The organism is Ottowia thiooxydans (assembly GCF_040548795.1).
Classification (GTDB): Bacteria; Pseudomonadota; Gammaproteobacteria; order Burkholderiales; family Burkholderiaceae_C; genus Ottowia; species Ottowia thiooxydans_A.
The window spans coordinates 452,525-478,406 of the sequence record NZ_JBEPSH010000003.1; the positions used below are offsets into that span (position 1 = coordinate 452,525).

General features: G+C 59.3%; 21 protein-coding genes and 1 tRNA gene. 12 read left to right on the forward strand and 10 right to left on the reverse strand.

All coding sequences use genetic code 11. From position 1 onward, the window contains the following. Positions 1-2 precede the first annotated feature (2 nt). The gene (locus ABIE13_RS08935; protein ID WP_354442783.1) at positions 3-1,103 is read left to right on the forward strand and encodes an amino acid ABC transporter permease; all 1,101 of its coding nucleotides are present in this window, start codon (positions 3-5) and stop codon (positions 1,101-1,103) included. Continuing rightward, on the forward strand, positions 1,100-1,864 hold the full coding sequence (locus tag ABIE13_RS08940) for an amino acid ABC transporter ATP-binding protein (protein WP_354442784.1): 765 nt from the start codon (positions 1,100-1,102) through the stop codon (positions 1,862-1,864). Before ABIE13_RS08935 ends, ABIE13_RS08940 begins: the two co-directional genes overlap by 4 nt. 139 nt (positions 1,865-2,003) lie before the next feature. Here ABIE13_RS08940 and ABIE13_RS08945 read toward each other — a convergent pair whose 3' ends face one another. The 3 genes from ABIE13_RS08945 to ABIE13_RS08955 form a co-directional block, all read right to left on the reverse strand. Next, the gene (locus tag ABIE13_RS08945) at positions 2,004-2,750 is read right to left on the reverse strand and encodes a hypothetical protein (RefSeq protein WP_354442785.1); all 747 of its coding nucleotides are present in this window, start codon (positions 2,748-2,750) and stop codon (positions 2,004-2,006) included. 506 nt (positions 2,751-3,256) lie between these two features. After that, entirely contained in the window at positions 3,257-7,447 is a 4,191-nt protein-coding gene (hrpA, locus tag ABIE13_RS08950) for an ATP-dependent RNA helicase HrpA (RefSeq protein ID WP_354442786.1), read from the reverse strand. A gap of 132 nt (positions 7,448-7,579) precedes the next feature. Beyond that, complete coding sequence (locus ABIE13_RS08955; RefSeq protein WP_354442787.1) at positions 7,580-8,497, reverse strand: LysR family transcriptional regulator ArgP; 918 nt, start codon at positions 8,495-8,497, stop codon at positions 7,580-7,582. 119 nt (positions 8,498-8,616) lie between these two features. Here ABIE13_RS08955 and ABIE13_RS08960 point away from each other — a divergent pair, with 119 nt between their 5' ends. Continuing rightward, positions 8,617-9,234: a LysE/ArgO family amino acid transporter gene (locus ABIE13_RS08960; RefSeq protein WP_354442788.1), complete on the forward strand. Its 618-nt coding sequence runs from the start codon at positions 8,617-8,619 to the stop codon at positions 9,232-9,234. A 40-nt stretch (positions 9,235-9,274) separates the two neighbouring features. Here the strand turns inward: ABIE13_RS08960 and ABIE13_RS08965 are convergent, their stop codons facing one another. Next, entirely contained in the window at positions 9,275-10,117 is an 843-nt protein-coding gene (locus tag ABIE13_RS08965; RefSeq protein ID WP_354442789.1) for an IclR family transcriptional regulator, read from the reverse strand. Between the two features lie 113 nt (positions 10,118-10,230). Between ABIE13_RS08965 and ABIE13_RS08970 the strand changes: the two genes are divergently transcribed. The 6 genes from ABIE13_RS08970 to ABIE13_RS08995 all read left to right on the forward strand — a co-directional run bounded on the left by ABIE13_RS08970 (position 10,231) and on the right by ABIE13_RS08995 (position 13,580). Then, complete coding sequence (locus tag ABIE13_RS08970; protein ID WP_354442790.1) at positions 10,231-10,989, forward strand: SDR family NAD(P)-dependent oxidoreductase; 759 nt, start codon at positions 10,231-10,233, stop codon at positions 10,987-10,989. A gap of 73 nt (positions 10,990-11,062) precedes the next feature. Continuing rightward, a complete protein-coding gene (locus ABIE13_RS08975) occupies positions 11,063-11,221 on the forward strand; it encodes a hypothetical protein (protein ID WP_354442791.1) in 159 nt (52 codons plus the stop codon). 24 nt (positions 11,222-11,245) lie between these two features. Then, a complete protein-coding gene (locus ABIE13_RS08980) occupies positions 11,246-11,593 on the forward strand; it encodes an NIPSNAP family protein (RefSeq protein ID WP_354442792.1) in 348 nt (115 codons plus the stop codon). 46 nt (positions 11,594-11,639) lie between these two features. Further along, complete coding sequence (locus ABIE13_RS08985; RefSeq protein WP_354442793.1) at positions 11,640-12,203, forward strand: VOC family protein; 564 nt, start codon at positions 11,640-11,642, stop codon at positions 12,201-12,203. Between the two features lie 104 nt (positions 12,204-12,307). Then, positions 12,308-13,285, forward strand: coding sequence for a tripartite tricarboxylate transporter substrate binding protein (locus ABIE13_RS08990; protein WP_354442794.1), 978 nt, complete (start codon positions 12,308-12,310; stop codon positions 13,283-13,285). Between the two features lie 22 nt (positions 13,286-13,307). After that, the gene (locus tag ABIE13_RS08995) at positions 13,308-13,580 is read left to right on the forward strand and encodes a tripartite tricarboxylate transporter substrate-binding protein (RefSeq protein ID WP_354442795.1); all 273 of its coding nucleotides are present in this window, start codon (positions 13,308-13,310) and stop codon (positions 13,578-13,580) included. A gap of 39 nt (positions 13,581-13,619) precedes the next feature. Here the strand turns inward: ABIE13_RS08995 and ABIE13_RS09000 are convergent, their stop codons facing one another. Together ABIE13_RS09000 and ABIE13_RS09005 are read right to left on the reverse strand one after the other, a co-directional pair. Beyond that, positions 13,620-15,134: a M81 family metallopeptidase gene (locus ABIE13_RS09000; protein ID WP_354442796.1), complete on the reverse strand. Its 1,515-nt coding sequence runs from the start codon at positions 15,132-15,134 to the stop codon at positions 13,620-13,622. 17 nt (positions 15,135-15,151) lie between these two features. Beyond that, positions 15,152-16,129, reverse strand: a complete 978-nt coding sequence (locus ABIE13_RS09005; protein WP_354442797.1) for a Bug family tripartite tricarboxylate transporter substrate binding protein — start codon at positions 16,127-16,129, stop codon at positions 15,152-15,154. Positions 16,130-16,297: 168 nt separating this feature from the next. On the opposite strand from ABIE13_RS09005, the gene ABIE13_RS09010 reads away from it, so the two are divergent. Together ABIE13_RS09010 and ABIE13_RS09015 are read left to right on the forward strand one after the other, a co-directional pair. Further along, complete coding sequence (locus tag ABIE13_RS09010; protein WP_354442798.1) at positions 16,298-17,638, forward strand: aspartate aminotransferase family protein; 1,341 nt, start codon at positions 16,298-16,300, stop codon at positions 17,636-17,638. Between the two features lie 73 nt (positions 17,639-17,711). After that, on the forward strand, positions 17,712-18,590 hold the full coding sequence (locus ABIE13_RS09015) for a MurR/RpiR family transcriptional regulator (protein WP_354442799.1): 879 nt from the start codon (positions 17,712-17,714) through the stop codon (positions 18,588-18,590). A 261-nt stretch (positions 18,591-18,851) separates the two neighbouring features. Here the strand turns inward: ABIE13_RS09015 and ABIE13_RS09020 are convergent, their stop codons facing one another. Together ABIE13_RS09020 and ABIE13_RS09025 are read right to left on the reverse strand one after the other, a co-directional pair. After that, the gene (locus ABIE13_RS09020) at positions 18,852-19,565 is read right to left on the reverse strand and encodes a nucleotidyltransferase family protein (RefSeq protein WP_354442800.1); all 714 of its coding nucleotides are present in this window, start codon (positions 19,563-19,565) and stop codon (positions 18,852-18,854) included. Further along, entirely contained in the window at positions 19,550-20,608 is a 1,059-nt protein-coding gene (locus ABIE13_RS09025; RefSeq protein WP_354442801.1) for an XdhC family protein, read from the reverse strand. Before ABIE13_RS09025 ends, ABIE13_RS09020 begins: the two co-directional genes overlap by 16 nt. A 193-nt stretch (positions 20,609-20,801) precedes the next feature. Here ABIE13_RS09025 and ABIE13_RS09030 point away from each other — a divergent pair. After that, positions 20,802-20,878, forward strand: a tRNA-Pro gene (locus ABIE13_RS09030). A gap of 215 nt (positions 20,879-21,093) precedes the next feature. Here ABIE13_RS09030 and ABIE13_RS09035 read toward each other — a convergent pair. Continuing rightward, the gene (locus ABIE13_RS09035; RefSeq protein ID WP_354442802.1) at positions 21,094-22,890 is read right to left on the reverse strand and encodes an ATP-dependent helicase; all 1,797 of its coding nucleotides are present in this window, start codon (positions 22,888-22,890) and stop codon (positions 21,094-21,096) included. After that, positions 22,887-24,752 (reverse strand): ATP-dependent nuclease, encoded by a 1,866-nt coding sequence (locus tag ABIE13_RS09040; protein ID WP_354442803.1) that lies wholly within the window; start codon positions 24,750-24,752, stop codon positions 22,887-22,889. The genes ABIE13_RS09035 and ABIE13_RS09040 overlap by 4 nt, the downstream gene beginning before the upstream one ends. Positions 24,753-25,882 lie beyond the last annotated feature (1,130 nt).

Consider the following 25,882-nt stretch of genomic DNA (forward strand, 5'->3'; position numbering starts at 1 on the left):
GTATGAGCGCTCCCAGAACATTTATTGAAGCGCGTCCCGCACCGCAACAAAGCGCTGGTTTCGTTCAGCGGCTGCGTGCCGCATTGGGAGCCAGTCCGATGAGCCTGCTCGCCACTGGCGCGCTGGGCGTACTGGCCGCTTGGGCTCTCTGGCATTTGGCCAATTGGGCGCTTGTACATGCAGTCTTCGTTCCAGACGCCCAGGCCTGCGAAGCCGCACGCGGCCAAGGTGCATGTTGGGGTGTCGTTGCCGAGAAATACAGAGTAATCCTGTTTGGTCACTACCCTTACGCAGAACAGTGGCGCGCGGCTCTGGCCTCGGTGTTGATGCTGGCATTGGTCGTCGCCAGCGGAATACGCCAACTCTGGCGCAAGTGGTTGCTTCCGGCATGGATCGTCGGCCTGGTGAGTTTTGTGGCGCTCATGGGTGGCGGGATCGCGGGATTGCCCAAAGTCAACACCTCGCAGTGGGGTGGGCTACCGCTTACGCTGCTGCTGACGACCGTTTCACTTGCACTGGCCTTCCCGTTGGCGGTCGCCGTGGCTCTGGGCAGGCGCTCGTCCATGCCTGCGGTGCGTGCATTCTGCACCGTGTATGTGGAACTGGTCCGAGGCGTACCGCTGATCTCCGTGCTGTTCATGGCCAGCTTCATGTTCCCCCTGCTGCTGCCAGCTGGGCGCAACCCGGACGTGTTGATACGCGTGATCATCGGTATTACCTTGTTTGCCGCAGCCTACATGGCAGAAGTGGTTCGGGGTGGCCTGCAAGCAGTGTCGACCGGACAGCAGGAAGCAGCCGCATCCCTGGGATTGGGATACTGGAAAACGCAAGGATTGGTGGTCATGCCCCAGGCACTGACGACTGTGCTTCCCGGGTTGATGAACAACTTCATTGCCTTGCTGAAAGATACATCGCTGGTGACCATCGTGAGCCTTTATGAACTGACGGGCGCACTGGGGCTGGCGCTTTCGGGTGATCCCGTCTGGCGCCCTTACAAAATAGAAGGCTACCTGTTCATTACGATGATCTATTTCACGCTTTGCTTCTCCATGTCGCTTTATGCAAGGCGTCTGGAGGCCCGCTTGCACCGCCACGCCTCATGACCGTTTCGCCTACCCCTTCTGATGCCCCCTTGATCCGCTTCGCGCGGGTGAACAAGTGGTACGCCGACGGCCTGCATGTCCTTCGCGACATAGAGCTGGATGTACAGGCAGGCGAGCGGCTGGTCATTTGCGGGCCGTCTGGCTCTGGCAAATCAACCCTCTTGCGATGCGTGAATGCGCTGGAAGACTATCAGGAAGGCCAGCTAACAGTCGCCGGCCATGTGCTGGGCGATGACCTCAAGGAAGTGCAGGCAGTGCGACGCCAGGTAGGCATGGTGTTTCAGCAGTTCAATCTATTTCCGCATCTCACCGTGCTGGAGAACCTGACGCTCGCCCCCGTCTGGGTAAATCAGGTGTCGCCGTCTGAGGCGCGCGATCAGGCGATGGCCCAGCTTGAGCGTGTACGTATCGCCGGGCAAGCTGGAAAGTACCCGCTACAACTGTCCGGTGGGCAGCAGCAACGGGTCGCGATCGCGCGGGCGCTATGCCTCAAACCGCGCATTATGTTGTTTGACGAACCCACCTCGGCCTTGGACCCTGAGATGGTCAAAGAGGTGCTGGATGTCATGGTCGACTTGGCTGAGCAAGGTATGACGCTGCTTTGTGTCACCCATGAAATGAATTTTGCGCGGGCCGTGGCAGACCGCATCGTATTCATGGACGAAGGCCAGATCATGGAAGAATCTGCGCCAGAGAGTTTCTTCACGGCGCCGCAAACCGAGCGCGGGCGTGATTTTCTCTCGAAATTATTGGAGCGCTAGCGAACCTTAAGCGTAAGCGATGCACATCGAGTGACTGGCGAAATCAGTTCCAGAACTCAAAAAGCATTTTCTAGTTCAACTGAAATTCAACTTGATTTTCAGCTGGCTCTGATCGAGAAAATACGGGCCCATCTGCCATTCAACGTAATTCGCCTTCGCGGCTGTCCACGGGAAAGAGAAACGAATTGGTCTGCCAACCCCCGCGGTCATGGCGCCCATGGCGAGAATCGCCATCGTCCATATTGGCAAGTTCTGAGGGCAGGATGCCAAAATCACTGTGGCCTCGGCTTTGCCGCTGTCGGGAAAGTGCAGATCGCAAACTCGCCTGAGCGCTCAACATTTCCTGTTCTTCATGCCCCACATGACGCTCCATTGCGGCGGAGGCATGTTGGCCATCAAGAAACTCGTTGCGCATGAGGGACGGATCGGGGAGATTGTCCGCCCGCACCACCCAGTACGGCAAACCAAACTGACCAAGCAATGAGCGCTTGATACGGTAGCCCCGTCTTTGAGAATCCCCGGGCGCAGGTACATCCACGCAGCCAACCACTTTGCCGTCAACGCCGCAAATGGTGAAAGTGCAATACACGGAGCCAAGCAGTTGGTGCAGTGCGTTGGCCTGCTCTCTTTCGTGCGGCATGGCGAAACGGGTAAGCGGCAGCTTGATCATGACCCGGTGCTCAGGAAAGGTATGCATCAGCCAGCGCCATACACCGAACTCGTCGGTGTTAACCAATGCTCTTTGGGCTAAAGGCCAATTTTTCGGAATGCGCTGCTGACGCTTGGCAACGCGAATTCCCCATGCACGATATCCCCACGCGCCAGCAACCACCGCTATCGCGAACGCGAGGAGCAGAAAAATGGCTGAGGTAAAGAAGGAGAACATGATGTGGGTTAATAGGAATTGCCTGTTTCCAATTGTGACCAGCGAGACAAGAAAATGTTCATTCGAGACGCAGTGTGTACGCCTTATGCGTGACATATTTGTGGTTTAGGCGTGCATCTTTTATTTTCCGCGCTTAACGCCGTTCAAATAACTAGGACTGAAGTATTCCGTTCCTCGCAATGCCACGTTCTTTTCACCTAGATTGATAGGTGGGAGTGAATGCGAATGTGGAAGCGCTCGGGTTAATTGGCTATGAAGCCAAAACACCTATTTGCGCGGCGCAAGGCCAAAGAAGCAGCGCGCCGCCTCCCAGCTTGCTAGCTCCTTGAGAATCAAATCAAATTTTGCAAAACCCAGCCCAGGGCGATAGCAGGATAAAGATTTAGCGTGAGCAGTGAGAATCGGCCTTTGCAGCGAGATCCTGTTAACCAAAGAACGCAACTATCCCGGCAACCACCGACCACGTGCAAAGGTCCGGCTCCAAGCCGGTAACAGAGAAGGGAGTCTCAGCCCTTCACCTGTCCCCACACTTTTTCGAGACGCTTCGCGCTGACTGGTTGAGGGGTTCTCAACTCCTGCGCGAAGAAGCTCACGCGCAACTCTTCCAGCAGCCAACGGAGTTCTTGCAGCCGGGCATCTTGCACCCCCTTGCGTTCCGCGACCAGACGCCAGAACCGTTGCTCTTGAGCACGCGCGTCCACCATGCGCTGTGCATCCCGGGCCGGATCTGCGCGAAGCTTGTCCATGCGCAGCAAAATGGCTTTGAGATACCGTGGAAAGTGCTGCAGCGCTGTCCAGGGAGTCTCTTGAAGAAAGCGCTTGCTGATCAAGCGCTGCAGTTGCTGTTGGGCGTCTGCCACGGCCTCTGTGGCGTTCTTGGCGTCCTTGAGCTTGCGTGCAACAGCAGCATATTCGGTCAGAATCACACCCGCCAGCCGCGCAACTTCGTTCGCAATCAAGGTCAGGCGGCCTCTGCCCTCCTCTACCCTGCGGCCAAAGCTCTGAGCATCTTGCGGCAGAGGTTCCTGCAGAAAAGCGCGGTCCAGCGCCACATCAATGATTTGTTGGCGCAACTCTTCGGGCGTGCCCAGACTCATGAAGGCGACACCCATCTTCTGTAGGTCCGGAATATTCTTTTCCAGGTATTTGAGGGCGTCCTTGATCTGGAGAGACACCAGGCGGCGTAGACCCCCACGGTGCTTGCTAGCAGCCACATCGGGTTCGTCGAACACCTCTATAGTGACCGCATCGCCCCCATCGACCAAAGCAGGAAACCCGATCAGCGTTTGCCCTTTGCGGCGAATTTCCATCAGTTCTGGCAATTCACCGAAGCTCCATGTCGTGTGACGCTGGCTGGTGACAATCTCGTCAGTCGCACCAGACCGGCTTGCCTCTCGCGCTGCGGGTGCACCCGCCGGCGACTTCGCAGCGCTCCGCATACGAGCAGCGGCTTCCTGCGTACCAGCACCTGGCTGGGCACTCTGGCCTCGCGAGGCCGGTGAGGGCGTGCCGTCTGGCGTGCTGACCTTCAATGCCGCCAGCGCCTGGAACGCACCCCTTGCCTGAGAACCCAGCTCCGCCTTCAACGCGGCCAAGTTGCGGCCTGTGCCAAGTTGGCGGCCATGCTCGTCCACCACCACAAAGTTCATGAACAGGTGCATGGGCAGCATGTCCTGTTTGAAATCTGTTCGTGCGACCTGGAGACTGGTCGCGTCACGGACCATCTTCAACAATGCATCGACCAAGCTTCCATTGCCAAAAGCATCTGACGAACTCAACTGCTCATTCAGGCGAGCAGCGCTTTCGGGGAGCGGCACAAATCGGCTGCGTGGCCTTTGTGGCAGGCTCTTCAAAAGCGCCTGGATTTTGTCTTTCAGCATGCCGGGCACCAGCCACTCAGCACGCTCTTCGTTCACCTGGTTCAGTACAAAGAGCGGCACAGTCACTGTGAGGCCGTCCTTGGGATCTCCCGGCTCATGCAAGTAGCTGGCGGCGCAATCAACGCCTCCCAGCCGGACCACCCTGGGGAAGGCACTGGTCGTGATGCCAGCCGCGTCGTGGCGCATCAGCTCTTCACGCGTCAGCCGCAGCAGATCAGGCTTGGTCTGGCTGGCCTCTTTCCACCAGGACTCAAAATCCCTGCCGTTGCAGATATCCTGCGGAATCTGCTGGTCGTAGAAAGCGTAAATGAGCTCGTCGTCCACCAGCACGTCTTGCCGGCGGCTTTTGTGCTCCAGCTCTTCCACCTTGGCGATGGTCTTGACGTTGGCAGGCAGAAAGGGAAGGCGTCGCGCCCACTCATCCGGCCACTCACCACCCACCAGCGCTTCGCGTATGAAGAGTTCACGGGCGGCGTGAGGATCAACCTTGCCAAAACTGACACGCCGGCCGGTGTACACAGGCAAGCCATAAAGTGTGGCGCGCTCCAGCGCAATCACGTCCAGGGCCTTCTTTTCCCAGTGCGGTGCCAGAAGCTGTTTCTTCAGCAAGTGGCCCCCGACCTCTTCCAGCCATTGCGGTTCTATATTGGCAATGCCGCGGCCAAACAGTCGGGTGGTTTCAACCAGTTCCGCGCACACGATCCAGCGTCCCGGCTTCTTGCTCAGATGCGCGCCGGGATGCCGGTAGAACTTGATGCCACGTGCGCCCAGGTATTCGCCCGAGCTGCCACCAGCGTCCTCTTCCAGCTTGCAGCCTATGTTGCCCAGCAAGCCTGCCAGCAAGGACTTGTGCAGCGCTTCATAGCCTGCTGGTTGGGCGTTGACCTTCCACTTATGCTCAGCCACCACCGTATGTAGCTGCGTATGAATGTCGCGCCATTCGCGCACACGCCGAACGCTGATGAAATTCTGACGCAGCAGGCTTTCGTATTGCCGATTACTCAGTTTGTGAGACGACGGATCGATCGCACGGCCCTGATCAGCGGCCTGCGCAATGCGCGCCCCCGCCTTTGAAGCTGGAACAGCACTTTGGGCCGTCTGCTGAAGCGCCTGCCTAGCTGCCTGCATTGCCAAGGCGGCACGCTGGGCCACAGGCAGCACCGCCACATTGGCGGGCATTTTGGGGGCTTTGGCTTCCCGAGCCGCCATTTCGCGGCGGGTTCCCGCAGCGTGTCCCCCACGGGCGTCATGCAGCCATTTCCACAGCCGCAGGTAGCCGCTGAATTCGCTCTTCTCGTCGTCAAACTTGGCGTGCGCCTGGTCTGCCTGTGCCTGTGCTTCGAGGGGGCGGTCACGCACGTCCTGCACGCTCAGCGCAGACGCAATCACCATGACCTCTTCCAGGGCCCCGCGGTCCCGCCCTTCAATAATGATCCGGCCTATGCGCGGATCCAGGGGCAGACGGGCCAATTCGCTGCCCAGGTGCGTCAGTTCGCCTGCATCGTTGACAGCGCCCAGCTCACCCAGCAATTGGTAGCCATCGGCAATGGCGCGGCCAGAAGGCGACTCCAGAAACGGAAAATCTTCTACCCGGCCACCATCGCCCAACAAGCGCAGGCTCTTCATGCGCAAGATCACGCCCGCAAGCGAGCTGCGCAAGATTTCAGGGTCGGTAAAGCGTGGGCGGCCTGAGAAGTCTTTCTCGTCGTACAAGCGTATGCAAATGCCGTCGGCCACACGGCCGCAACGGCCGGCGCGCTGGTTGGCAGCAGCCTGGCTCACAGGCTCCACCAGCAGTTGCTCTACCTTGCTTCGGTAACTGTACCGTTTGACCCTGGCCGTACCTGCATCTACCACGTAACGAATGCCAGGCACCGTAAGCGATGTCTCAGCGACGTTAGTGGCCAACACGATGCGCGGCGCGCCATGAGAGTCAAACACACGGTCTTGCTCAGCTTGAGACAGACGAGCGAACAAAGGCAGCACCTCCGCACCGCGCGTTCCCGCGTGGTGTGAAAGGTGCTTGCGCAGGTGATCTGCCGCTTCGCGAATTTCACGCTCACCGGGAAGAAAAACCAAAATATCGCCCACCGGCCGGCCAGTCCATAGCTCGTCCACGGCATCAGCTATAGCGTTGTTCAGGTCGTATTCACGGTTCTCTTCATAAGGCCGGTAACGCTGCTCAACCGGGAAAGTTCTTCCAGACACCATGAGCACGGGCGCCGGGCCATTTCTGCTTTCAAAATGCCTGGCAAAGCGGTCCGCATCGATGGTGGCGGAAGTGACAATCACCCTCAGGTCCGGACGCCTGGGAAGTATCTGTTTCAGATATCCCAACAGAAAATCGATGTTCAGGCTGCGTTCATGGGCCTCATCGATGATCAGGGTGTCGTAAGCTTTGAGCAGCGGGTCGGTTTGCGTCTCCGCCAGCAAAATGCCGTCGGTCATCAGCTTGATGGACGCGTTCTGGGACAAGCGGTCCTGAAAACGCACCTTGTAGCCCACTACCTCGCCCAGCGGCGTTTTCAACTCTTCTGCAATCCGCTTGGCCACGCTGCTGGCCGCAATCCGGCGCGGCTGGGTATGGCCAATGAGCCGGCCCCGCTCTCCCGGTTTCGCATTCATCTTGCCCCGCCCCATAGCGAGCGCCATCTTGGGCAACTGGGTGGTTTTTCCAGAGCCCGTTTCGCCGCAGACGATGATGACCTGGTGCCGTGCCATGGCTTCCTCTATCTCGGCACGGCGCTCCGATACAGGCAGGTTGGGAGGAAATTCGATCTTCAAGGGCGGGTTCAAAGGCACGGTGCGGTCAGTCATTGGGTCCAGGATTATCCCAGCGACGAGGGCTTTGCGCGCAAACACCGCAATTCTGCATATGGGGCCTGCCTCTCGGTCTCACAAGGAAGTTCAGTCCTGTACAAGGATCGCCTTGAGTACCGGCCAGGTCGGCTACTTCTTTCTCAAGACAGCGCCGGCCGCTCTGCGTAACTCGGCGCCAATGTTTTGAAGCGTATCCGAGCGAATGCCCGCATGCTGCCAGTACAAGGGCACGTCCAGCCAACGGTCTGGCGCAATCAGCACTATCTTCCTGGCCTGCAGAGCAGATTGAAGCATGGCTTCTGGAGCCAGGCACCACCCCAAACCCAGTGCCGCAGCCTCGATAAAACCAGACGCCGACGGCAGGTAATGCACCGGAGGATTGACCCGCGTGCGCGTCACCCTGCGCACAAAACGCCACTGCAGCTCGTCCTTGCGGTTAAACACAATCATGGGCGCGCTCGCCAGGCCTGCGGCATCCACCCCACCAGAGAAATAGCGCTCGGCCAGCGTGGGCGAAGCAATCGCCTGGTAACGCATGGCCCCCAATGCCTGCACCTCGCACCCTTGCAGTGGCGCCGCTTCTGCGGTTACCGCGCCAAGCACAGAGCCATCGCGCAGCAAATGGAGGGTGTGATCCTGATCGTCTCGCTTGACGTCAAACAGATAGCCATGCCGCTCATAGAGCTGGGACAAGGCCCCAAGAAACCAGGTGGCGAGTGAATCGCTGTTGACTGCAATGGCGATAGGCCGGGATGGGCGGAAAGCGCGAGACGCGGGGTCGCCACTGATTTCTGGCAGCAGATCAGCCAGCGCCTCTGCCTCCAGAGTCTGCATGGGGCGTACGCGGCGCAGCAGCATCTCCCCCGCTGGCGTGGGCCGGCACGGGGGCTGGCGCACCACCAATACCTGGCCCAGCCGGTCCTCCAGAGCCTTGATGCGCTGAGACATGGCAGACGGGGTAATGGATAAGCGGCGAGCAGCAGCTTCGAAGCTGCCTTCTTCCAGGACGGCGGAAAACGCCGCCAACTGCGGATGAACCAGATCCATGATGACTCTCCAGATTAGATTTTCTTCATTATCTTAAGAAAAACTAGTTTTACTTAACCACCACCAGGCAGCACTATCGGGCATCTCAAAGAACTTTTCTGCCCCTGGAGTAGTCGTCGATGTTTCTCACAGCCGCCACCGCTGGATTTTTGACCGGAGCTGGCCTCATTGTTGCTATCGGCTCTCAGAACGCTTTTGTCCTTCGGCAAGGGCTGAAGCACAGCCATGTCGGCTTGGTGGTGGCGGTCTGCGCGATTGGAGACATCGCATTGATTTTGGCCGGCGTTGGCGGCATGGGGGCCATCATTCGCGAATGGCCCGATCTGTTGGAGTTGCTGCGCCTGGGCGGTGCAGCCTTCATCGGTTGGAACGGCCTGCAGGCAGCGTTGCGTGCGTGGCGAGGCGGTGCCGCTTTGAGCGCTCAGCAGAGCAATGAGAAAAACTGGCGCCGCGTCTTGCTGGCAGGGTTGGCATTCACCTTCCTCAACCCACATGCCTATATAGACACCATGGTCCTTATTGGCAGTCTCTCCACCCGCTACACGGGGGATGTATCGTGGGCTTTTGGCTTAGGCGCTTGCGTAGCAAGCGTCGTCTGGTTTGCAGCGCTGGGTTTTGGCGCTCGGCTCCTGCAGCCTGCGTTCCGCAACCCAATGGCTTGGCGCGTACTTGATGCGAGCGTTGCCGTCTCCATGTTGATGCTCTGCGTCTTGTTGTTGCTTCGCCCGCTTCACTAATGTCCTTCAAGCCATATTTCAGAGGCGGTGCTCCGCCTCGTCACAAGCTATTTACGGAGACAGCGACCGATGAAGGCTCTCCCATCCGCCCGCCCTTGCCTGTCTTGACCGATGCCCGTTGCCTGCGAATGCTGCCCTCTATATCGCGCGCGCCGCGCACTACCAGTTCAGAAATCTTGCGCAGTCGTGTCTGCCCCATCCTCTGAGACAGTGCCGCCACGCTGACGGCACCGATTGCTAACCCCATGCTGTCGCGAAACGCAGCGCCCACAGCTGTCACGCCCAGACTCACCCGGTTCTGGATGACCGCCACCCCGTGGGCTCGAGTGGTGTCACAGGCTTCCGCCAAGGCAGCGGGTGTGAGTTTTCCAAATGCCGGAAGTGCCGGCCCCACTCGCCGGATGATCTCCTCGCGCTCATCTTCTGCAACGGCAGCCAGAATAGCCAGACCACCTGCACCCACCCCCAACGGACGACGGCTTCCCACTTCCAACACCAACGTACGAATCGGGAAGCTACCTTCCCAACGATGCATGCACACCGCCTCGAAGCCGCTGCGTACTACGAGATACACCGTGTCCTCCGTCTCCAACGCCATCGCCTGCATGGTGGGTTCGCACAAATCCCGAATGTCATGCATGGTGGAGCCAGCGATGCCCAGCTCAAACGCCAACGGACCCAGCTTGTAGCGGTGCGTTTCTCGGTTGTGCTCTACCAGACGCTCGGCAATCAACTGCTTGAGGATTCGGTGCGCCGAGGGGTGTGGCATTCCGGACTTTTCAGAAAGTTCACTTAACGGACATCCTCTGGCGCCACCAGTGGCCAGCAACTTCAGCAAGACAACACCGCGCTTGAGTGAACCTGAGTCAGAGGTTTTATTCATGTTCGTTTATCGGACAAATTAATGACGCCATCCCGCAATTAGAAAACAATTCCGTCAGTTGGCTCCCAAGCCATCCAACTATCGGACACGACGCTACAGATCGGCAATAGAACATGGAACGTAATCCCGTCTGCTCACTGCAAGACAAAGTCGCTCTCGTCACAGGAGGAAGTAACGGCATAGGTGCCGCCACGGTGCGTGCTCTGGCGCGAGAAGGCGCCCGCGTTGTCATCGCATACCACCACGGACGTGACCGTGCAGAAGCCCTTCGTGCCAGCCTTGACGAAGCGAGCCGCCATGCCACGTTGCAGATCTCGCTGGACGCCCCAGCAACCCACGCGGCTGCAAGAAGTTGGCTACAGGCAGAGCACGGTCACTTGGATGTCCTGGTGAACTCTGCAGGATTCACGCAGCGCATTTCGCACACGGATCTGGACACCTTGACGCCGGAACTGTTCAACCAGATCCTCACCGAGAACGTGGGGGGCACGTATGGCATAACGCGAGCCCTTCTGCCACTTCTTCGCACCCACCCTGACGCCACGGTCGTCAACGTATCGTCCGTATCGGCTTTTACCGGCCTCGGCAGCAACATGGCGTATTGCGCGGCCAAAGCGGCGCTCGATACGCTCACCGTCTCCCTGGCCCGTGCCTTTGCTCCGGTGCGCTTTCTGTGTGTCTCACCGGCCTCGGTCGACACCGATTTCGTGAACGGGCGCAACCGCAGCGAGTTGGAGCAAAAGGCGGCCAAGACCCCCCTGGGCCGCGTAGTGGTTCCAGAAGATGTGGCCCAAGCCATCCTCGCCTGCGTCACGCACCTGCGCACCTCCACGGGTGCACGCATCGTCATTGACGGAGGACACACGTTATGAGCACCAAGCCAGTCCCCCCTGAGAAGGCTCACTCCCGCCTGGCGGGACAGCACACAGGCCAAAGGGTGCATGAATGACGCACACCAGCCTGCAATTTGCCGCCACCCACAAACAACGTAGCTTCCTGGATGACGGTGACGAAATCAGCTTCCGCGGCCATTTTTCGCGCAAAGGCTACGTCAGCATCGGCTGGGGTCATTGCACCAACACTGCGTTGGCAGCGGCTGCCTAGCGTCGGACTGAGGGAGAAGCCACCATGCTCGTCGAACAACGCACCTACACCACCCATCCCGGCCAATGGCGCAACTACCTGGCCCTGTATGAGGCCGAGGGCTTGGCTGTGCAGCGGCGCATCCTGGGCCGCATGGTTGGCTACTACACCACAGAGTCAGGGCCGTTGAATCAGATCGTGCATCTGTGGGCCTACACCGACATGAACGAGCGTGCCCTGCTGCGTGCACGCCTGATGAAGGATCCGCAATGGCAGGCCTATGTGTCCAGGATGCTACCCATGTTGCAAAGCCAGGAATCCAAGTTCCTCACGCCCGCCCCATTCTTTCAGCCCATGTGGCAGGAAGCGCCTTCCGGTTTCACCGGCGCATGAGAGCGCCCCACGCGATAACCACCCGTTTAGCTAACAGGAAAACGCCATGCTCTGCAAAAAGCTCCACCACGCCGCCTTCCGCTGCAAAGACGCAGCGGAAACAGTGAAGTTCTACACCGAAGTACTTGGTCTGAAATTCGCCCACGCCATGGGCGAAGACCATGTGCCCTCCACCGGCAAATACAGTCCGCACATCCATATCTTCTTCGAGATGGAAGACGGCAGCAACATTGCATTCTTCGAGTGCCCGCAGGATCAAGGAGAACCATCTGGTCGCGATCCGCACACCCCAGCCTGGGTTCAGCATTTCGCCTTCGAAGTGGAAAACATCGACACCTTGCTGCAAGCCAAGAAGAACCTGGAAGGCAAGGGCCTGTCCGTCGTCGGCCCCACCAATCACGACGACTTCATTACCTCGATCTACTTTTTTGATCCGTCGGGCCACCGTCTGGAACTGACCACGCGAACTTGCGATCCAGCACGCTATCCAGAGTTCGAAGCGGAAGCGCCCCAGGTGCTGGCCCTATGGAACGCGACCCACGACTGGTCGCAACGCGAGAAAGTCTTTGGCGCCAAAACTGGCTACGTTCGAGCGTCGCAATCGACCTAAGCCCATCCCCTCGACACGCGCCCTCTGACACATGAGCGATGGGGTCCAACGGCTCTCGCTGGCCGGCCAGCCCTAAAAACAACACCATAACGGAGACACTCATCATGACTTTTCTACTCAGCCGCCGTACCGCCCTGATCGCTGGCTCCGCCTCGCTTGCACTGCCTCAGGCCTGGGCGCAAGGCACTTATCCCTCACGCCCGGTCCAACTGATTCACGGTTTTGGCGCCGGTGGTAACGCGGACGTCGTGGCTCGCCTGGTGGCCCAGAAACTGCAGGATTCATTCAAGCAGCCCGTGGTCATAGACATCAAAAGTGGCGCGGGCGGCAGCATCGCCACCAACTTTGTTGCCAAGTCAGCACCTGATGGATACAACCTGGTCATGTTGACTGGGGCACACACCGTGTCGGCCGCGCTTAAAAAATCCCTGCCGTACGACCCGGTCAAGGATTTTTCATTCATCTCTACGGTTTCGTCATTCCCCTTCGTCGTTGCGGTACGTGCTGAACATCCCGCCAAAACGCTCGCAGAACTGATAGCGCTAGCCAAGAAAGACCCGGGCAAGATCACATTCACCTCTGTGGGCGTGGGCTCTACGCAGCATATGGTGGGCGAACTGCTGGGTTCTGCCGCCAACGCAGAGTTACTGCACGTACCTTACCGCGGCGGGGGCGCTCCCGTGCAAGCGGTGATTGCGGGCGATGTAGACGTATTGACCGACACCCTGACCGTCGCCACACCCCACCTCAAATCTGGGCGCCTGCGGGCGCTGGGCGTCACCAGTGCGACTGCATGGCCTTCAATACCAGATATACCCCCCGTGTCAGGAACGCTGCCGGGCTTTGAGGTGCGTTCGTGGCTTGGCATTGCCGCGCCAGCCTCGACGCCCGCCCCCGTTGTCCAGAAGCTCACGGCAGCAGTGCATCAGGCCTTGCAGGACGCCACGCTGCAGCAATCACTCGCCGCCGCGGGCAGTGCTGCCTCGCCATGCACGCCGGACGAATTCCGCACCATGGTGCAAAAAGAAATCGCCCGCTGGCACGCTGTGATCACCAAGGTCGGGATTCCGCTGCAAGCGTGAAGCATGAGGTGCGCATTACGTATTGCTTAACGCGCAGTGCGCCCCGTCGGATAAGGGCTTCAACGTCACATCATGGTGGGGCCTGCTAGCCCCCAAAGGAACGCCGCAAGAAGTGATCAATGCCCTCAACGCAGAGATCAACAAAGGCCTCAAGACACCGGCCATGCAAGAGAGCTTGCTCAAGCTGGGCGCTGACCCGTTGGGCGGGACGCCAGAGCAATTCAAACAGCACATTCACGCGGAGCTAGCTCGCTGGAAGCAGGTGGTGCTTGAATCAGGCGCGAAAGTCGACTGACCACAAAGATCGCGCCCGCTTAACGCCGCTGCGCTCCCGCTACTTCGGCGCCAACGACCTGTCCGCATGTTTGAAAGGCAGCAGGTCCAGATCCAATGCTGATGGACCAGGAACGTCGGTGTCGATGATCGCCTGGCAGCGATCCAGGAAAGCCGCACGAAAATGATTCTTCGCCTTTACGCAAAGCAGCATGGAAGCATTCAGGTCAATACCATGCAAGGCGAAGAAACCGGGGTCATTGGCCGGAGCCACAGCACTGGTCACAATCAATTGAATATTCGGTCTATCGGCTAATGACACCAGCGCGGTTTGCCCGCAACGCGTTTCAACACCAGTTTCCATGGGCCCGGTGTTTCGAAACGTCCCGTCTGTGATGCGTTCCACGCGCACCGTCACCTGGACCGGTGGTCCGAAATCCGTTGAAAGCTTTCCTCCGAGTGCCACTTGGCGCACACCGCCAGGACCGGCCTCGTACAAAACCTGCGCCGCCTGGGGGTCTGCAAAGCTGGCGAACAAGCAAGGCACAGTCGTGCCTGTCTGCAGCAAAGCGGCGAACAGCCCCGGTGTGTCACATGCGCCACCTGAAAGCGGGTTGTCGCCGGGGTCGGTCACCGCCACCAACCCGCCTTTGGACTCCAGAACTGACAAGCCCTGCCGCAAGCCTTCTTCAGCATTCGGCAGATGCACCGCAAAACGTGGCGCGAGCGCGCGCACCGCCTCTTCCAACCTGATGCTGGTTTGGACAGCGACTTGCCCTTCAGGGTCGGCGACGAGATCTGCCACCACGACCACGGACGAGCCCGTATCCGCAGTGTCGGAGTATGGAAATCCACCAAACACCAGGGCTTCTGCGACCCCCGGCCGGATCTGCGCAGCGGCCAGTTCCTGCAAATCTTTCATGGGACCATCTGCGGTGCGCATATTGAAGCTTGGCAGCATGGCGCGAGGCTTGGTTACCGTCACACGGGTCCGCTGGCCTTTATCGACAATGGCAACAAGACCGTCCAAGACACGCTGCGCGGTCTCTGCCATGTCAATATGCGGATAAGTCTTGTAACCGCTGACCATGTCGAGCAAAGGCCCCATGCCTGGAGAGAGGTTGGCATGCAGATCAAAGCTGGCACCGATGGGTACACCGGGCAGCAGGAACCTCACTGCGCTCAGGACATCCATCTCAGGTGTTTGCCGGGCATCGGTAATCGATGCACCGTGCAGCGATAGATAGACAGCATCCCACGGTCCGCCCTGCGCCAGGCCGACCATGACTTCGTCGTAGAAGCGGGTGAAGACTTCATCTTCAATGGCACCGCCTGGCAGAGCAGATGCGCAGCGCAAAGCCACCACTTCCCAGTCTGAACGCTCACGCGCAAAACGCTCCACCGCACCCAGCTCGGTGGCCGTGTCGTGCGCAGCGGCCAGCGCATCAGCCCCTGTGCGCCATTCCCGGCGGTCAAAATCTTCCTGCGTGCAAGGCACCGGGCAAAAGACATTGCCCTCATACCAGAAGCGCGCCACCGCCAACCGCTTCTTGCGCGGCACTACGTCAATGCTCATGGTCGTTAAGGCTGTGCTTATTGAGGTTCGATCTTAGCGGCGGAGGTCAGATCCTTGTACTTGCGCTGCTCTGACTCCAGGTGGCGCGCCAGGCTCTCTGGTGAGCCACCTACGGGCTGGGCCGAAAGCTCTTGCAAACGCTTGCGCGTTTCAGGTTTGGCAAGCCAACGCTCCACTGCCGTGTTCAGCTTATCCACCACAGGGCGTGGCGTCTCAGCCGGTGCCATCAAGACAAACCAGGAAGTCAGCTCAAAACCCGGCAAGGTGGCCGCCACGGGAGGCACGCCCGGTGCCGAGGGCACGGACTCTTTGCTGGTCACGCCCAGCGCTACCAGTTTGCCTGTATTGATGAAAGGCAGAGCCGTCGGCAGGTTGTCTCCCGACATTTGAATTTGCCCACCCAGCAGGTCGTTGTTGGCCTGGCTGGCGCCCTTATAGGGCACATGCGTGATATCAACCCCAGCGCGTTGTTTGAACATTTCCAGCATCAAGTGCCCTGAACTACCGACGCCGGGGCTACCCCAGTTCAACTTGCCGGGGCTCGCCTTGGCAAACCGCAGCACGTCTGCCATGGTCTTGAGCCCGCTTTGCGGATTGGTCAGCACAACGTTCGGTACTTGCACGACATACGCCACAGGCGAAAAATCTTTCCTGGGGTCATAACCAATGCTCTTGTACACGTAGGCATTGATGGCTTGGGTACCCGGCGTGCCCAACAGAAGCGAATAGCCATCCGGTGCAGCACGAGCTACCTCCGCCGCGCCCAGGCTACCGCCAGCCCCTGCCCTGTTCACCACCACCACTGGCTGACCCAGCTCCGGCGTGATGCCTTCAGCCAATAGGCGCCCCAGAAGATCTGTGGTGCCACCGGCTGCAAAGGGCACTACCAGACGAAGCGGCTTGTCTGGCCATGACTGAGCCGAAGCTGCCACGCCTGCCAAAGGCGCCATGACAACAACACAGGCCGCAAACGCAGCACGAAAAGAAATGGACATGTTGTGAATCTCTACTGGTGAGTAAGGTGAGGTAAGCGACTGAAAACCACCATTGGTTTCAGACAAAATGGAACAAATGATTTATTATTCATCGAAATCACACATTCACTTTATCCACGGTAGCCGGCGCTGTCAAGCAGCAGGCCAGACACCGGACCTTAGATTCCAATGACTCACATCGTCCATCGCAACCCGCACGTACCGCTGCCCGTAGCAGCCTCCGGTTCAGGCTGCACCATCATCGACAGCCATGGTCGCCGCTATCTGGATGCCTCTGGCGGCGCCGCTGTCTCATGCCTGGGCCACGGGCACCCTGAGGTGCGTGCCGCCATCTCAGCGCAGCTGGATGCACTGGAATACGCACACACCAGCTTTTTCACCACCGAAGCGGCAGAAGCGCTGGCGGAAACCCTGGCCGCGCGCAGCCCTGCCGGCCTCGGGCATTCCTACTTCGTCTCCAGCGGCTCGGAAGCGGTGGAGACCTCCCTCAAAATGGCACGCCAGTACCACGTGGACCGTGGTGAACCGCAAAGGCACCGCTTCGTGTCGCGGCGCCAGAGCTACCACGGCAATACGCTGGCTGCGCTTTCCATTGGTGGCAACATGGCCCGCCGCGCGCTCTACCAGCCCTTGCTGATGGAAAGCCACCACGTGTCACCTTGCTTTCCGTTCCGGTACCGTGAGGCCGGCGAAAGCGATGAGCGCTACGCAACCCGCCTGGCCGCAGAGTTGGACCAAACCATTGTCCAACTGGGCGCTGACACCGTGGCCGCCTTTGTGGCTGAAACCGTCGTCGGCGCAACCGCCGGCACCGTGCCCCCCGTACCGGGGTATTTCCGCAAGATTCGAGAAGTCTGTGACCGCCATGGCGTACTGCTCATCCTGGACGAAGTCATGTCTGGCGTGGGCCGAACGGGCACCTTTCACGCGTTTGAGCAAGAAGGCATCGTGCCAGACATCGTTACTCTGGCCAAAGGGCTTGGCAGTGGCTATCAACCCATAGGCGCGGTGTTGGCGCACCGCAAGGTGGTAGATGTGCTGCATCAAGGCACCGGCGCTTTCCAGCACGGCCACACCTATGTGGGCCACCCGGTCGCCTGTGCGGCGGCGCTGGCAGTTCAGCGCATCATCCAGCGCGATGGCCTGGTTGAAAGAGTGGCCACTCTGGGGCCGCGCTTCGAACAAATGCTGCGCGGCGCCTTGGGGGATCACCCTCATGTGGGCGACATCCGCGGGCGCGGTTTGTTTTGGTCAGTCGAGCTGGTAGCAGACCGCGCCAGCAACCAGCCCTTTGCCCCTTCCCTGAAACTGAACGCCCGCATCAAGGCAGCGGCTGAACGGGTGGGTCTGCTTTGCTACCCCGGGGCAGGCACAGTGGACGGTGCCGTGGGCGATCATGTGCTGCTGGCACCGCCCTACATCGTGACCGAAGCCGAACTGGAAACCATTACCGACCTGCTGCACCAGGCCATCGATACCGCTGTGCAGGAGGCGCACGCAAGCCGTTGATGAATCTCGCGGTACTCTGATGGCTCTGCCTGAACGTGCATGACAATGCAGGTCCGTGAATAGGAGCTTTCTCATGGACAAGCGCACGCTTGATCAGCGCATCGCGCAGCAATTTTCTGCACTGACACCCAAATTGCAGCTGGCCGCCCGCTACGTCCTGGATCATCCACGCGACGTCGCCATGCAGTCCATGCGGGCCTTGGGCCAAGCGGCCAGCGTGCAGGCAGGCGTCATGCTGCGCCTGGCGCGTGAGCTGGGTTTCGACAACTATGAAGATTTCCGCACGGTCTACAAAACCTGGCTGGGCCAAGGTACAGATACGTTTTCTGCACGGGCCAGTGCCTTGCAACAGCGCGAGGTACAAAACGCAGACGCCCGCCTCATGGCAGACATGCTGCAATCGGAAACGCAGAATCTGACCCAGACCTTGGCGCCAGAAGCCGTTGAGCGCTTTGCAGCAGCGCAAAAGCTATTGGCACAAGCTCGGCATATTTATGTGGTGGGTCTGCGCAGCCTGTTTCCTGCCGCGTACTATTTCAGCTACGCCTGTGGCATGTTCCGACAGGACACGACTTTATTAACCAGCACCGGCGGCGTCTTCACCGACGCGCTCCGCAAAGTAGGTGCTGAAGACGCCATGGTGGTCTTCAGCGCCGCGCCTTACGCCCGGGACACCGTGGCAGCCGTAGAGTTTGCGCACGAACGTGGCGCGCGCATTGTGGCGGTGACGGACAGCACCGTTTCCCCCATAGCCGGGCCTGCCCACGCCCTTCTGCTATTTGCCAACGCCTCTCCATCCTTGTTCCCATCGGTCGTACCCGCGCTCTCCGTGGCACAAACCCTTGTGGCCATGCTCGTCCAGAGCGGCGGACAAGCCAGCCTGGATGAAATCGACAACAGCGAAGCCCAGCTACGAAGGTTCGACGTCTATGCGCGAACCGGTCGGAGCTGAGGTGTTGGTAGGGTCCTCTGCATTCGGCGCTTGGTCCAAAGTCGGCGCCCAAAAAATCCGTTCGGTCTGAGGTTCTACGCTTCAGTCAAACTCCAAACACCGTTCGGGCTGAGGCTCTATGGTTCAGTCAAACCCCAAACACCGTTCGGGCTGAGGTTCCATGGTTCAGTCAAACCCAAAACACCGTTCGGGCTGAGCCTGTCGAAGCCTGGCGCAACGCCCCACCCCCTTCGATAAGCCAAGGACAGGCCAAGCTCAGTCCTAACGGTCTCGAATGCCATCTGAGGCAATGCCATCTCCGTCCAGATTAGCGGGCCACTCCAAAGCAACGCCATAGCATTCAGCCAGTGCAACACGGTCAAACTCCGTATCGATATCCACCGTATGGCGCGCATGATCCACGGCCAGAGCCTGCACCTGATCTGCGTGCGCTCTCCGCCAATCACGCAAGCCCGCCCCGCCGTTCATGGCCACAACGGCATCACGCACAAGCGCCCCAAAAACCACCGGGTGACCGGGCTCCCCTTCAAAGATTGGCACCACCAACTCAACCCCAGGCGCCCTGCTCTTCCACGCAGCCAGCACCGCACTCATATCCGAAGATTCCAGCAAAGGCTGATCTGCCAGGGTCACAAGCACTGCCTTCAACTCTGGCGAAAGCGCTCTCAACCCCACGCGCAAGGAAGAGCCTGGACCATCGTCAGGCTGCGAGTTGAGTGCCCAGCGTATATCCATTGATCCAGCCAACTGAGATTGAAGTTTGGCGACAACAGGCTCGATATGCGCCGTGTGATGCCCCAGCACTACCACGGCCTCGCAAACGCCCACTTGCGCCAAAGCACGCAACTGCCGCTCAATCAAAGGCACGCCATCTCGCATAAGCAAAGACTTGGGCTTCCCCCCCATGCGCCGCCCTGCCCCTGCGGCCATGATGATGGCGCCTGTTTTTTCAGGCACGGTCAACGGGTAAAGCACACCAGTTCATCATCAGCTTGGGAAGCCTCTATGTTTTGCGTGTTCTTCACATGCGCCACATCCATATCACGCGGCAACGTGACCCCGTTTTTGACAGCCAGCACTTCGGACATGATGCTCACCGCAATTTCAGGTGGCGTCTTGCTGCCAATGAAAATGCCCACCGGCCCGCGGAGTTGTTTAAGGCTTTCCTCGGTTTGCTCCAGATGATCAATCATCCGCTGGCGCCGAGCCTCATTGTTGCGGCGGCTACCAATAGCGCCAATGTAGAACGCCTCGCTTTTAAGTGCTTCTAGCAATGCAAGATCGTCCAGCTTGGGGTCATGCGTCAAAGCGATGATGCAGCTACGCCGATCAGGCTTGAAGTCAATTACCGTGTCATCAGGCATGGTGCTGAGGACACGAGCGCCCGCCACACTCCATGCACCCCGGTATTCTTCACGAGGGTCGCATACGGTCACGGCAAAGCCGCAAAACAGCGCCATGGTGGCCAGGTATTCGCCCAGTTGGCCAGCCCCAATGAGGAGCATGCGGTATTCAGGGCCAAACGTGTTCACCAGCCGCGTATTGGAGACACTCAATTCCGCCGGTGCTTGGGCGACTTCGAGTGTGACCGTGCTATCAGACAAATCAACCCTGCGGTGCGTCAGTTGCCCAGCTTCCAGAGCAGTCACCAGATTTGAAAGAACGCCAGCGTCAGGGTCAAACTCCAGCAGCAACTCCAGCGTGCCACCGCACGGCAGTCCAAAGCGATGAGCCTCATCGGCCGTGACCCCGTATTTGACAAACTGCGGTGCGCCATTGGCAGTAGCCTTGAGCGCATCAGCTGCAGCGGCCTGGGTATAGCGAGCAATCAAATCATCTTCAATGCAGCCACCGGAGACCGATCCCACCACAGCGCCGTTTTCGGCCAACCCCATGATCGAACCAATGGGCCGCGGCGAAGAACCCCAGGTTCTGACCACGGTAGCCATCAGCGCGCGCTTGCCTGCAGCACGCCAGTCGCGCAAGGCACGTAAAACGGTAACGTCCAGGTTTTCCATCGCAGCTTGCTTTTGAAGCTCTCCTATTTGAAATGGCTCACGAGCCAGTGGCCCGCCAGGGAGACGATCCCGTTGGCAATGCTACTCGCGATCAGGCCAACCCACCTGCTCTGTGGACACCAGCAAAGATATCCAACAAAGATTGCACGCCGGGAAAAAGCAAGAAAAATAGAGGCTATAATCGTTGGCTTGTCGGCGTGTAGCGCAGCCTGGTAGCGCACTTGCATGGGGTGCAAGGGGTCGCGAGTTCGAATCCCGCCACGCCGACCATTTATATTAAGGACTTAGCTTCGAAAGGGGCTAAGTCCTTTTTCTTTGTCCGACTCAATGGGTAAACCAATGGGTAAACACAGAGCGGCCTATGCTCCCCTGCGCGCCGACCCTCTCTGACGAGCGGAAAGCGGACCCCTGGCAGAAAATGGTCTTTTTCGCCCAGGAGCAGCATTTCGCTACGCTGACTTGAAACCGCTTTAGGCTGGTAGCTATCAATCGTCAGTGACCGCATTGCGCCCCCCCATGTCCGACATGGACTTGGCTGTGGACGCGGGCGCCGGCGTCACTGCCGTGCCCACCTCCTTGAATCCTCTTGCCAGAAACTGAGGCCGAAGGTCTTTTAAAGAGTTGTGTGGCACAGCCACCCACAACAGGTCTCGGGCGCGTGTCGCCGCGACGTAGCCGATGCGGCCAACCTCGGTCGAAACGCCATTCAGCAGCGCCTGCGCGTGCTCTTTGGTAGTGATGTACAGGACCGCATCCATGCTTTCTCCCTTCGCCTTGTGTACTGTGTCGATCCGCAAGGCCTTGGCGTTGCTGTCGGCCAAGTCCTCAGCGCTAATCAGCGGCGTGCTCGGCAACGCCTTCTTGGCTAGCTTGTTGCCGAGGTTAGTGACCTGCTTTAACCCGAAGTCCGACTCCAGGTTGGCCAGCAGGACCTTGATGTGTGCCAGCAGTTGGGCATGCCAGTCCTTGTCGGCTATTAGGTGCGACGACGGCAGGCCAGTGGCCTTGTCGCGAGTGAACGCCCAGATGGCTTTGCGCAGTTCCCGGTCGGCCGGACTGCTGGAGAGTTGCGTGATCTGGCTCACAAGACTATGGGGGCTGTTGTCCAGCAACGCGACCACGGCGACAGCTACGCGCTGGAACGCCTTCAGGAAGTCCTTGCGCCGGTCACGCAGCATCGCGGCGGCAGCGAACGCCTTGACGATGCCCTGGCCGACCGGCGCATCATCGCCACGCATCGTTCCGGCCAGCTTTTTGGCGCGGCACAAGATGGCGGACCCCTTAGCGTCTGAGCCCGCAGCGGACATCGCGACCTGAAACGCCGTGAAGACATGGTGATGCTGGTCGCGCTTGTAGCCGGTGAAGAAGGCCCCGTGGGGTACGGTCGGCGCAGGCCGTTCAGCGACGTCGCCACGGCCACACAGGCTGTTGGCCAGCTCCACGATGTTGGGAGCCGACCGGAAGTTCTTTTGCAGGGAGTGCTGCTGGACGCCGGGGCGTTGGTGATAGTCGGTGAGGAATTTTCCATCGGCGCCCGCGAACTCGTAGATGCCCTGGTTGGGGTCTCCGATTAGCGTCACGCATGAGCCGGCGCCGATCAGCAACTCCAGGATGGCCTGATGGACTGACCCGATGTCCTGGGCCTCATCGATCACGATGTGCGGGTAGCGGCGCGCTAGTGCTGCGAGTAGTTTGGGCTGCTCCTTCAGCGCCCGATACGCCCAGTAGCGGCCGAGGTCGTGGGTGTAGGCCCCCGTGCAGCCCAGTCTTGCGATGAGCTTGCGAGCGAAGAAGTCGTCGATCGGGTAGATCTGATCGTTGAACAGGTGGAAGAAGACCTCTTTGCCGCTCACAAACGCCAAGTTAAGTGCCTTGATCGACTGAGGAAACGTCGCCGTCGGGAACTTGAAACCATCGAGGAAGGCTTCATCACCAGTCACGAGATATGCCGCCCGCGGGGACTTCATGGTCCGGTGGCCATGCGACCGGACAATGTGGGTGGTAATGAACCCGTCCAGCGTGTCGATGTCAACCCGCGACCGTCCGGCGCCGGACGGCAAGCTACTCGCCAAGTCGTCATAGGCCTTGCGGAAGGTGTCAACCGCCACGTTGGAGAATGACAGCAGTGCCACGCGGCCTCGCGCCGCGCCGAGATTGCTGCGCATCCGAACGAGGCGATGCACTGCGGTCTTGGTCTTGCCGCTACCCGCGCAAGCGATGACGCACAACGGTACCATCGGCGCATCAACGACGTTTTGCTGTTCAATTGTGAGATCACTCATAACGTGGGCCCTGCCACATGGCAAACGTGCTGGATAGCAGCCTGGATGTAGGCCGGCACCTTGAAGGGGACGGTTTTGTCTGAAATGACCTGTGCCAAAGACTGGGCAAAGCTGCCTTTCTGGATGTTGTTCTGCTTGCGTTCAAACATGCCGCAGAACAGCGCCTTGGCCTGTTCCGCATCACCTACCTTACCGACGACAGTGGCTTCAAGAGACTTGGCGATCCGTGGCCGCAGCTCCTTCAACGCCTTGATCATGGCCGTGCGGTTGTCTGCCTCCAGGGCCAAGTCGTATTCGAAGGTTTTGAGACCATGGAACACCTTGACGTGGCCATCCTCGCGGGCCTTCATCTTTGCCGTATTGGCAGAAACGATGATGGTGTCGCCCGGTGCTGGGTAGACCGGCTCGGCATCCTCGTCCTCCTCTTCGTCGGTGTCTTCTGCCACGGTAGACGCTGCTATCAGTGTGGCTGCGAGCGGTACAGCTGTTGGCACGGCGGCCGCTGTTGCGGGGTCCGCATACGCGCTCACCGGACCAGCCTTGGGCGCCACGGGGTCGGCATCTGTAAGGACAGCCACAGGGATCTTCAGCGCCTTTACCCCGAAGAGGGGCAGGAACGAATCGAAGTTCAGTCCCTCGACGCTAATCAGGCTGACACTATGCTGGCGGAGGTTGCAGCCCATGCGCTGGGCGAGCGCGTCGACCATCATAAGTTCGGCTGCACCCTCGACGAAGATTACCCGACGGGCGAAGAAGAGCTCGGCGCGTGTGACGTCAAGGTAGCGCTCAAGCTTCTCGCGCTTGCCTTTGTCGAAGTTAATGCTGCGAGGAAGGAAGGTCTCGACCTCGTTGCCGGTGTCGACGAGGCACACCAGGCTGTCTAGGTTGGCGATGCTCGCGAAGTTCGGGGAGTGGCTAGTGACGAAGAGCTGTACGGGCTTCTCACCGTCGGCGGCCTGGATGGACTGGAGGTACTGCAGTAGTACGGCCTGAAGTTGAGGATGCAGATGAGCCTCGGGCTCTTCGACGATCAAGCTCCGATAGCAGGAGTCGAGGTTTTTGGTCAGCTCGCTAAGCACGACGGCCATGTAGATCAGGTTGTTGAAGCCCAACCCGTTTTGCTCGATCTCAAAGGCATCCACCATTAACGATAAACGAGACTTCAAGCTCTTGAAGTCACTGGCGCTCAGGCCGACCTCAAGGAACTGCGCGAGTTGCTCGCCGAGCATCATCTTGTGCCGGGTGCCAATTGCCTTCTGAGTATTGACTATGGGCAGGTGCATCTTCAGCTCTTTGTCGAGGTCTCGCAACGCCTTGTCGATACCTTCGATGCCATCGTCCTCAGCCAGCAGTTGCAGGAGTCGCGCAAGCTGACTGGTGCGGCCGGGCTTTAGGCCTTGGGGCGCATCGCGCAGTGGTGGCAGGTACACACCCCTAAGGTTCTCCATCATGTCAGCCGTCAGCCCGACGTCCTCGTGTTCGCCGCACCATCGCCTGGCGCGCAGCCTGCCTCCTTTGTCGGGGTCCGAGTAACGGATTTTGATATGCGCCTCGAGCTTGCCCGACGCATCGGGTACGAGGGCGGCAAGGAAATCCGCTTCATCGTCAGCGTCGAGGCAGGTGAACACGTACTCGAAGACGATGTCGCCGGACGGCATGCCGCTCTTGGGCCGGTGAACATCCTCTTCGCCGAGGCGCGGATGAGGCTCTTCGTGCCCGGCAAGCAGTGCGCGCAAGGCATCGACCACCGCCGTCTTGCCAACGTTGTTGCCGCCGACCAATACATTCAGGCCGGGTTGAAATGACAACTCCGCATGCTTGAGCTTGCGGAAGTTCTTGATGACCAGTTTGGCCAAGTGCATTGTTGGTCTCCTCCTGGCTAAATACTAACTCGCATGACGCATGCCCGTTGTGTTAATCGACGCCAAACGAGCCGCGTAGACCGCGGACAGCCCTCCGTGCAGTTTCTGAATTGAAGCCCTTTTCTTGGGCATCCAATCCGGTCAGCCGAACTACCGCTACAGCAACACTACAAGCCCGCAGGAGCCGCGAACGTCGTTTCGGTGGGTAGTATGCGTTCCATGGGCTGCTGACCGGCTCCGTGGTTGTACCAACGTGGCACTGAGTGCCTGCGTCCACCCAACTCCCAGCCCCGCTGCCCATTGCGCTATCTGCACCAACGTGCCAACCCTTCATTCCGGGTTACTGACACTGCGTGGTCGCCAAGTCGACAGCATCACGCACCTAGCGCTGTCCGCGCTACTACAAAAAGTGAAGACACGTGCTCCAGAAACCGCCCGCAACCTGCGCACACATCTATCTGAGATCTTCGAGCAGAGCGCTATACCTGCGCCAGCGCCGCGTAGTGCTCCAGCAATGAGCCGATTGGCTGGATGCGCAGCGCGGAACAAGCACTATGGAGCCGCTCGCGCTGGCGGCACAGGTAGCTGATGCTGATCCCACCTAGTCCGCGGGTGAATCCTTGGGCCACACTCCGCGTGTCTTGAGTGAGAAGCTGGGATACTCAGTAGACCTCCATCTGTCCAACTCCTGGCCGCATACAAAGCAGTCCGCCGAGTCGGTGTCTTTGAAAGGTGCTCGACGATTCAAAACCTCATAGACCGAGCCACACTGAGTACATGTTTTGTCCGCTCCCTTTTCCGATCCCCATGTTTTCAAGGTTTTCTCCTTTGTTGTTGAAAACCCAGCATATCGCATAGCACGGCTTTAGGGCTTTGGCAAAGACCCCTACCTATCGGTAACGTCTGCCGCCGTGGAATAGCTCAAGAGCCACCTACCCCACACGACCCGCACCGCGTCCGCCACCGTCCGCCGACTTCCGTAAGTTGCGTCTCGACTTGCCCAGAGCCACACGAGCCAAGATACCCTGTAGGCGTCCACGCGCACGGCTCCGCGTCGGCCAGATCCTGATCGACGGACAACCAGTCGGCCAAGATCAAATCAAGCGCCAGTATGGCCAATACCGGGAAGC

Coding starts and splice junctions, on each gene's coding strand:
- ABIE13_RS08935 (WP_354442783.1), top strand. CDS start 3: ATGAGCGCTCCCAGAACATTTATTGAAGCGCGTCCCGCACCGCAACAA.
- ABIE13_RS08940 (WP_354442784.1), top strand. CDS start 1,100: ATGACCGTTTCGCCTACCCCTTCTGATGCCCCCTTGATCCGCTTCGCG.
- ABIE13_RS08945 (WP_354442785.1), bottom strand. CDS start 2,750: ATGTTCTCCTTCTTTACCTCAGCCATTTTTCTGCTCCTCGCGTTCGCG.
- hrpA (WP_354442786.1), bottom strand. CDS start 7,447: ATGACTGACCGCACCGTGCCTTTGAACCCGCCCTTGAAGATCGAATTT.
- ABIE13_RS08955 (WP_354442787.1), bottom strand. CDS start 8,497: ATGGATCTGGTTCATCCGCAGTTGGCGGCGTTTTCCGCCGTCCTGGAA.
- ABIE13_RS08960 (WP_354442788.1), top strand. CDS start 8,617: ATGTTTCTCACAGCCGCCACCGCTGGATTTTTGACCGGAGCTGGCCTC.
- ABIE13_RS08965 (WP_354442789.1), bottom strand. CDS start 10,117: ATGAATAAAACCTCTGACTCAGGTTCACTCAAGCGCGGTGTTGTCTTG.
- ABIE13_RS08970 (WP_354442790.1), top strand. CDS start 10,231: ATGGAACGTAATCCCGTCTGCTCACTGCAAGACAAAGTCGCTCTCGTC.
- ABIE13_RS08975 (WP_354442791.1), top strand. CDS start 11,063: ATGACGCACACCAGCCTGCAATTTGCCGCCACCCACAAACAACGTAGC.
- ABIE13_RS08980 (WP_354442792.1), top strand. CDS start 11,246: ATGCTCGTCGAACAACGCACCTACACCACCCATCCCGGCCAATGGCGC.
- ABIE13_RS08985 (WP_354442793.1), top strand. CDS start 11,640: ATGCTCTGCAAAAAGCTCCACCACGCCGCCTTCCGCTGCAAAGACGCA.
- ABIE13_RS08990 (WP_354442794.1), top strand. CDS start 12,308: ATGACTTTTCTACTCAGCCGCCGTACCGCCCTGATCGCTGGCTCCGCC.
- ABIE13_RS09000 (WP_354442796.1), bottom strand. CDS start 15,134: ATGAGCATTGACGTAGTGCCGCGCAAGAAGCGGTTGGCGGTGGCGCGC.
- ABIE13_RS09005 (WP_354442797.1), bottom strand. CDS start 16,129: ATGTCCATTTCTTTTCGTGCTGCGTTTGCGGCCTGTGTTGTTGTCATG.
- ABIE13_RS09010 (WP_354442798.1), top strand. CDS start 16,298: ATGACTCACATCGTCCATCGCAACCCGCACGTACCGCTGCCCGTAGCA.
- ABIE13_RS09015 (WP_354442799.1), top strand. CDS start 17,712: ATGGACAAGCGCACGCTTGATCAGCGCATCGCGCAGCAATTTTCTGCA.
- ABIE13_RS09025 (WP_354442801.1), bottom strand. CDS start 20,608: ATGGAAAACCTGGACGTTACCGTTTTACGTGCCTTGCGCGACTGGCGT.
- ABIE13_RS09035 (WP_354442802.1), bottom strand. CDS start 22,890: ATGAGTGATCTCACAATTGAACAGCAAAACGTCGTTGATGCGCCGATG.
- ABIE13_RS09040 (WP_354442803.1), bottom strand. CDS start 24,752: ATGCACTTGGCCAAACTGGTCATCAAGAACTTCCGCAAGCTCAAGCAT.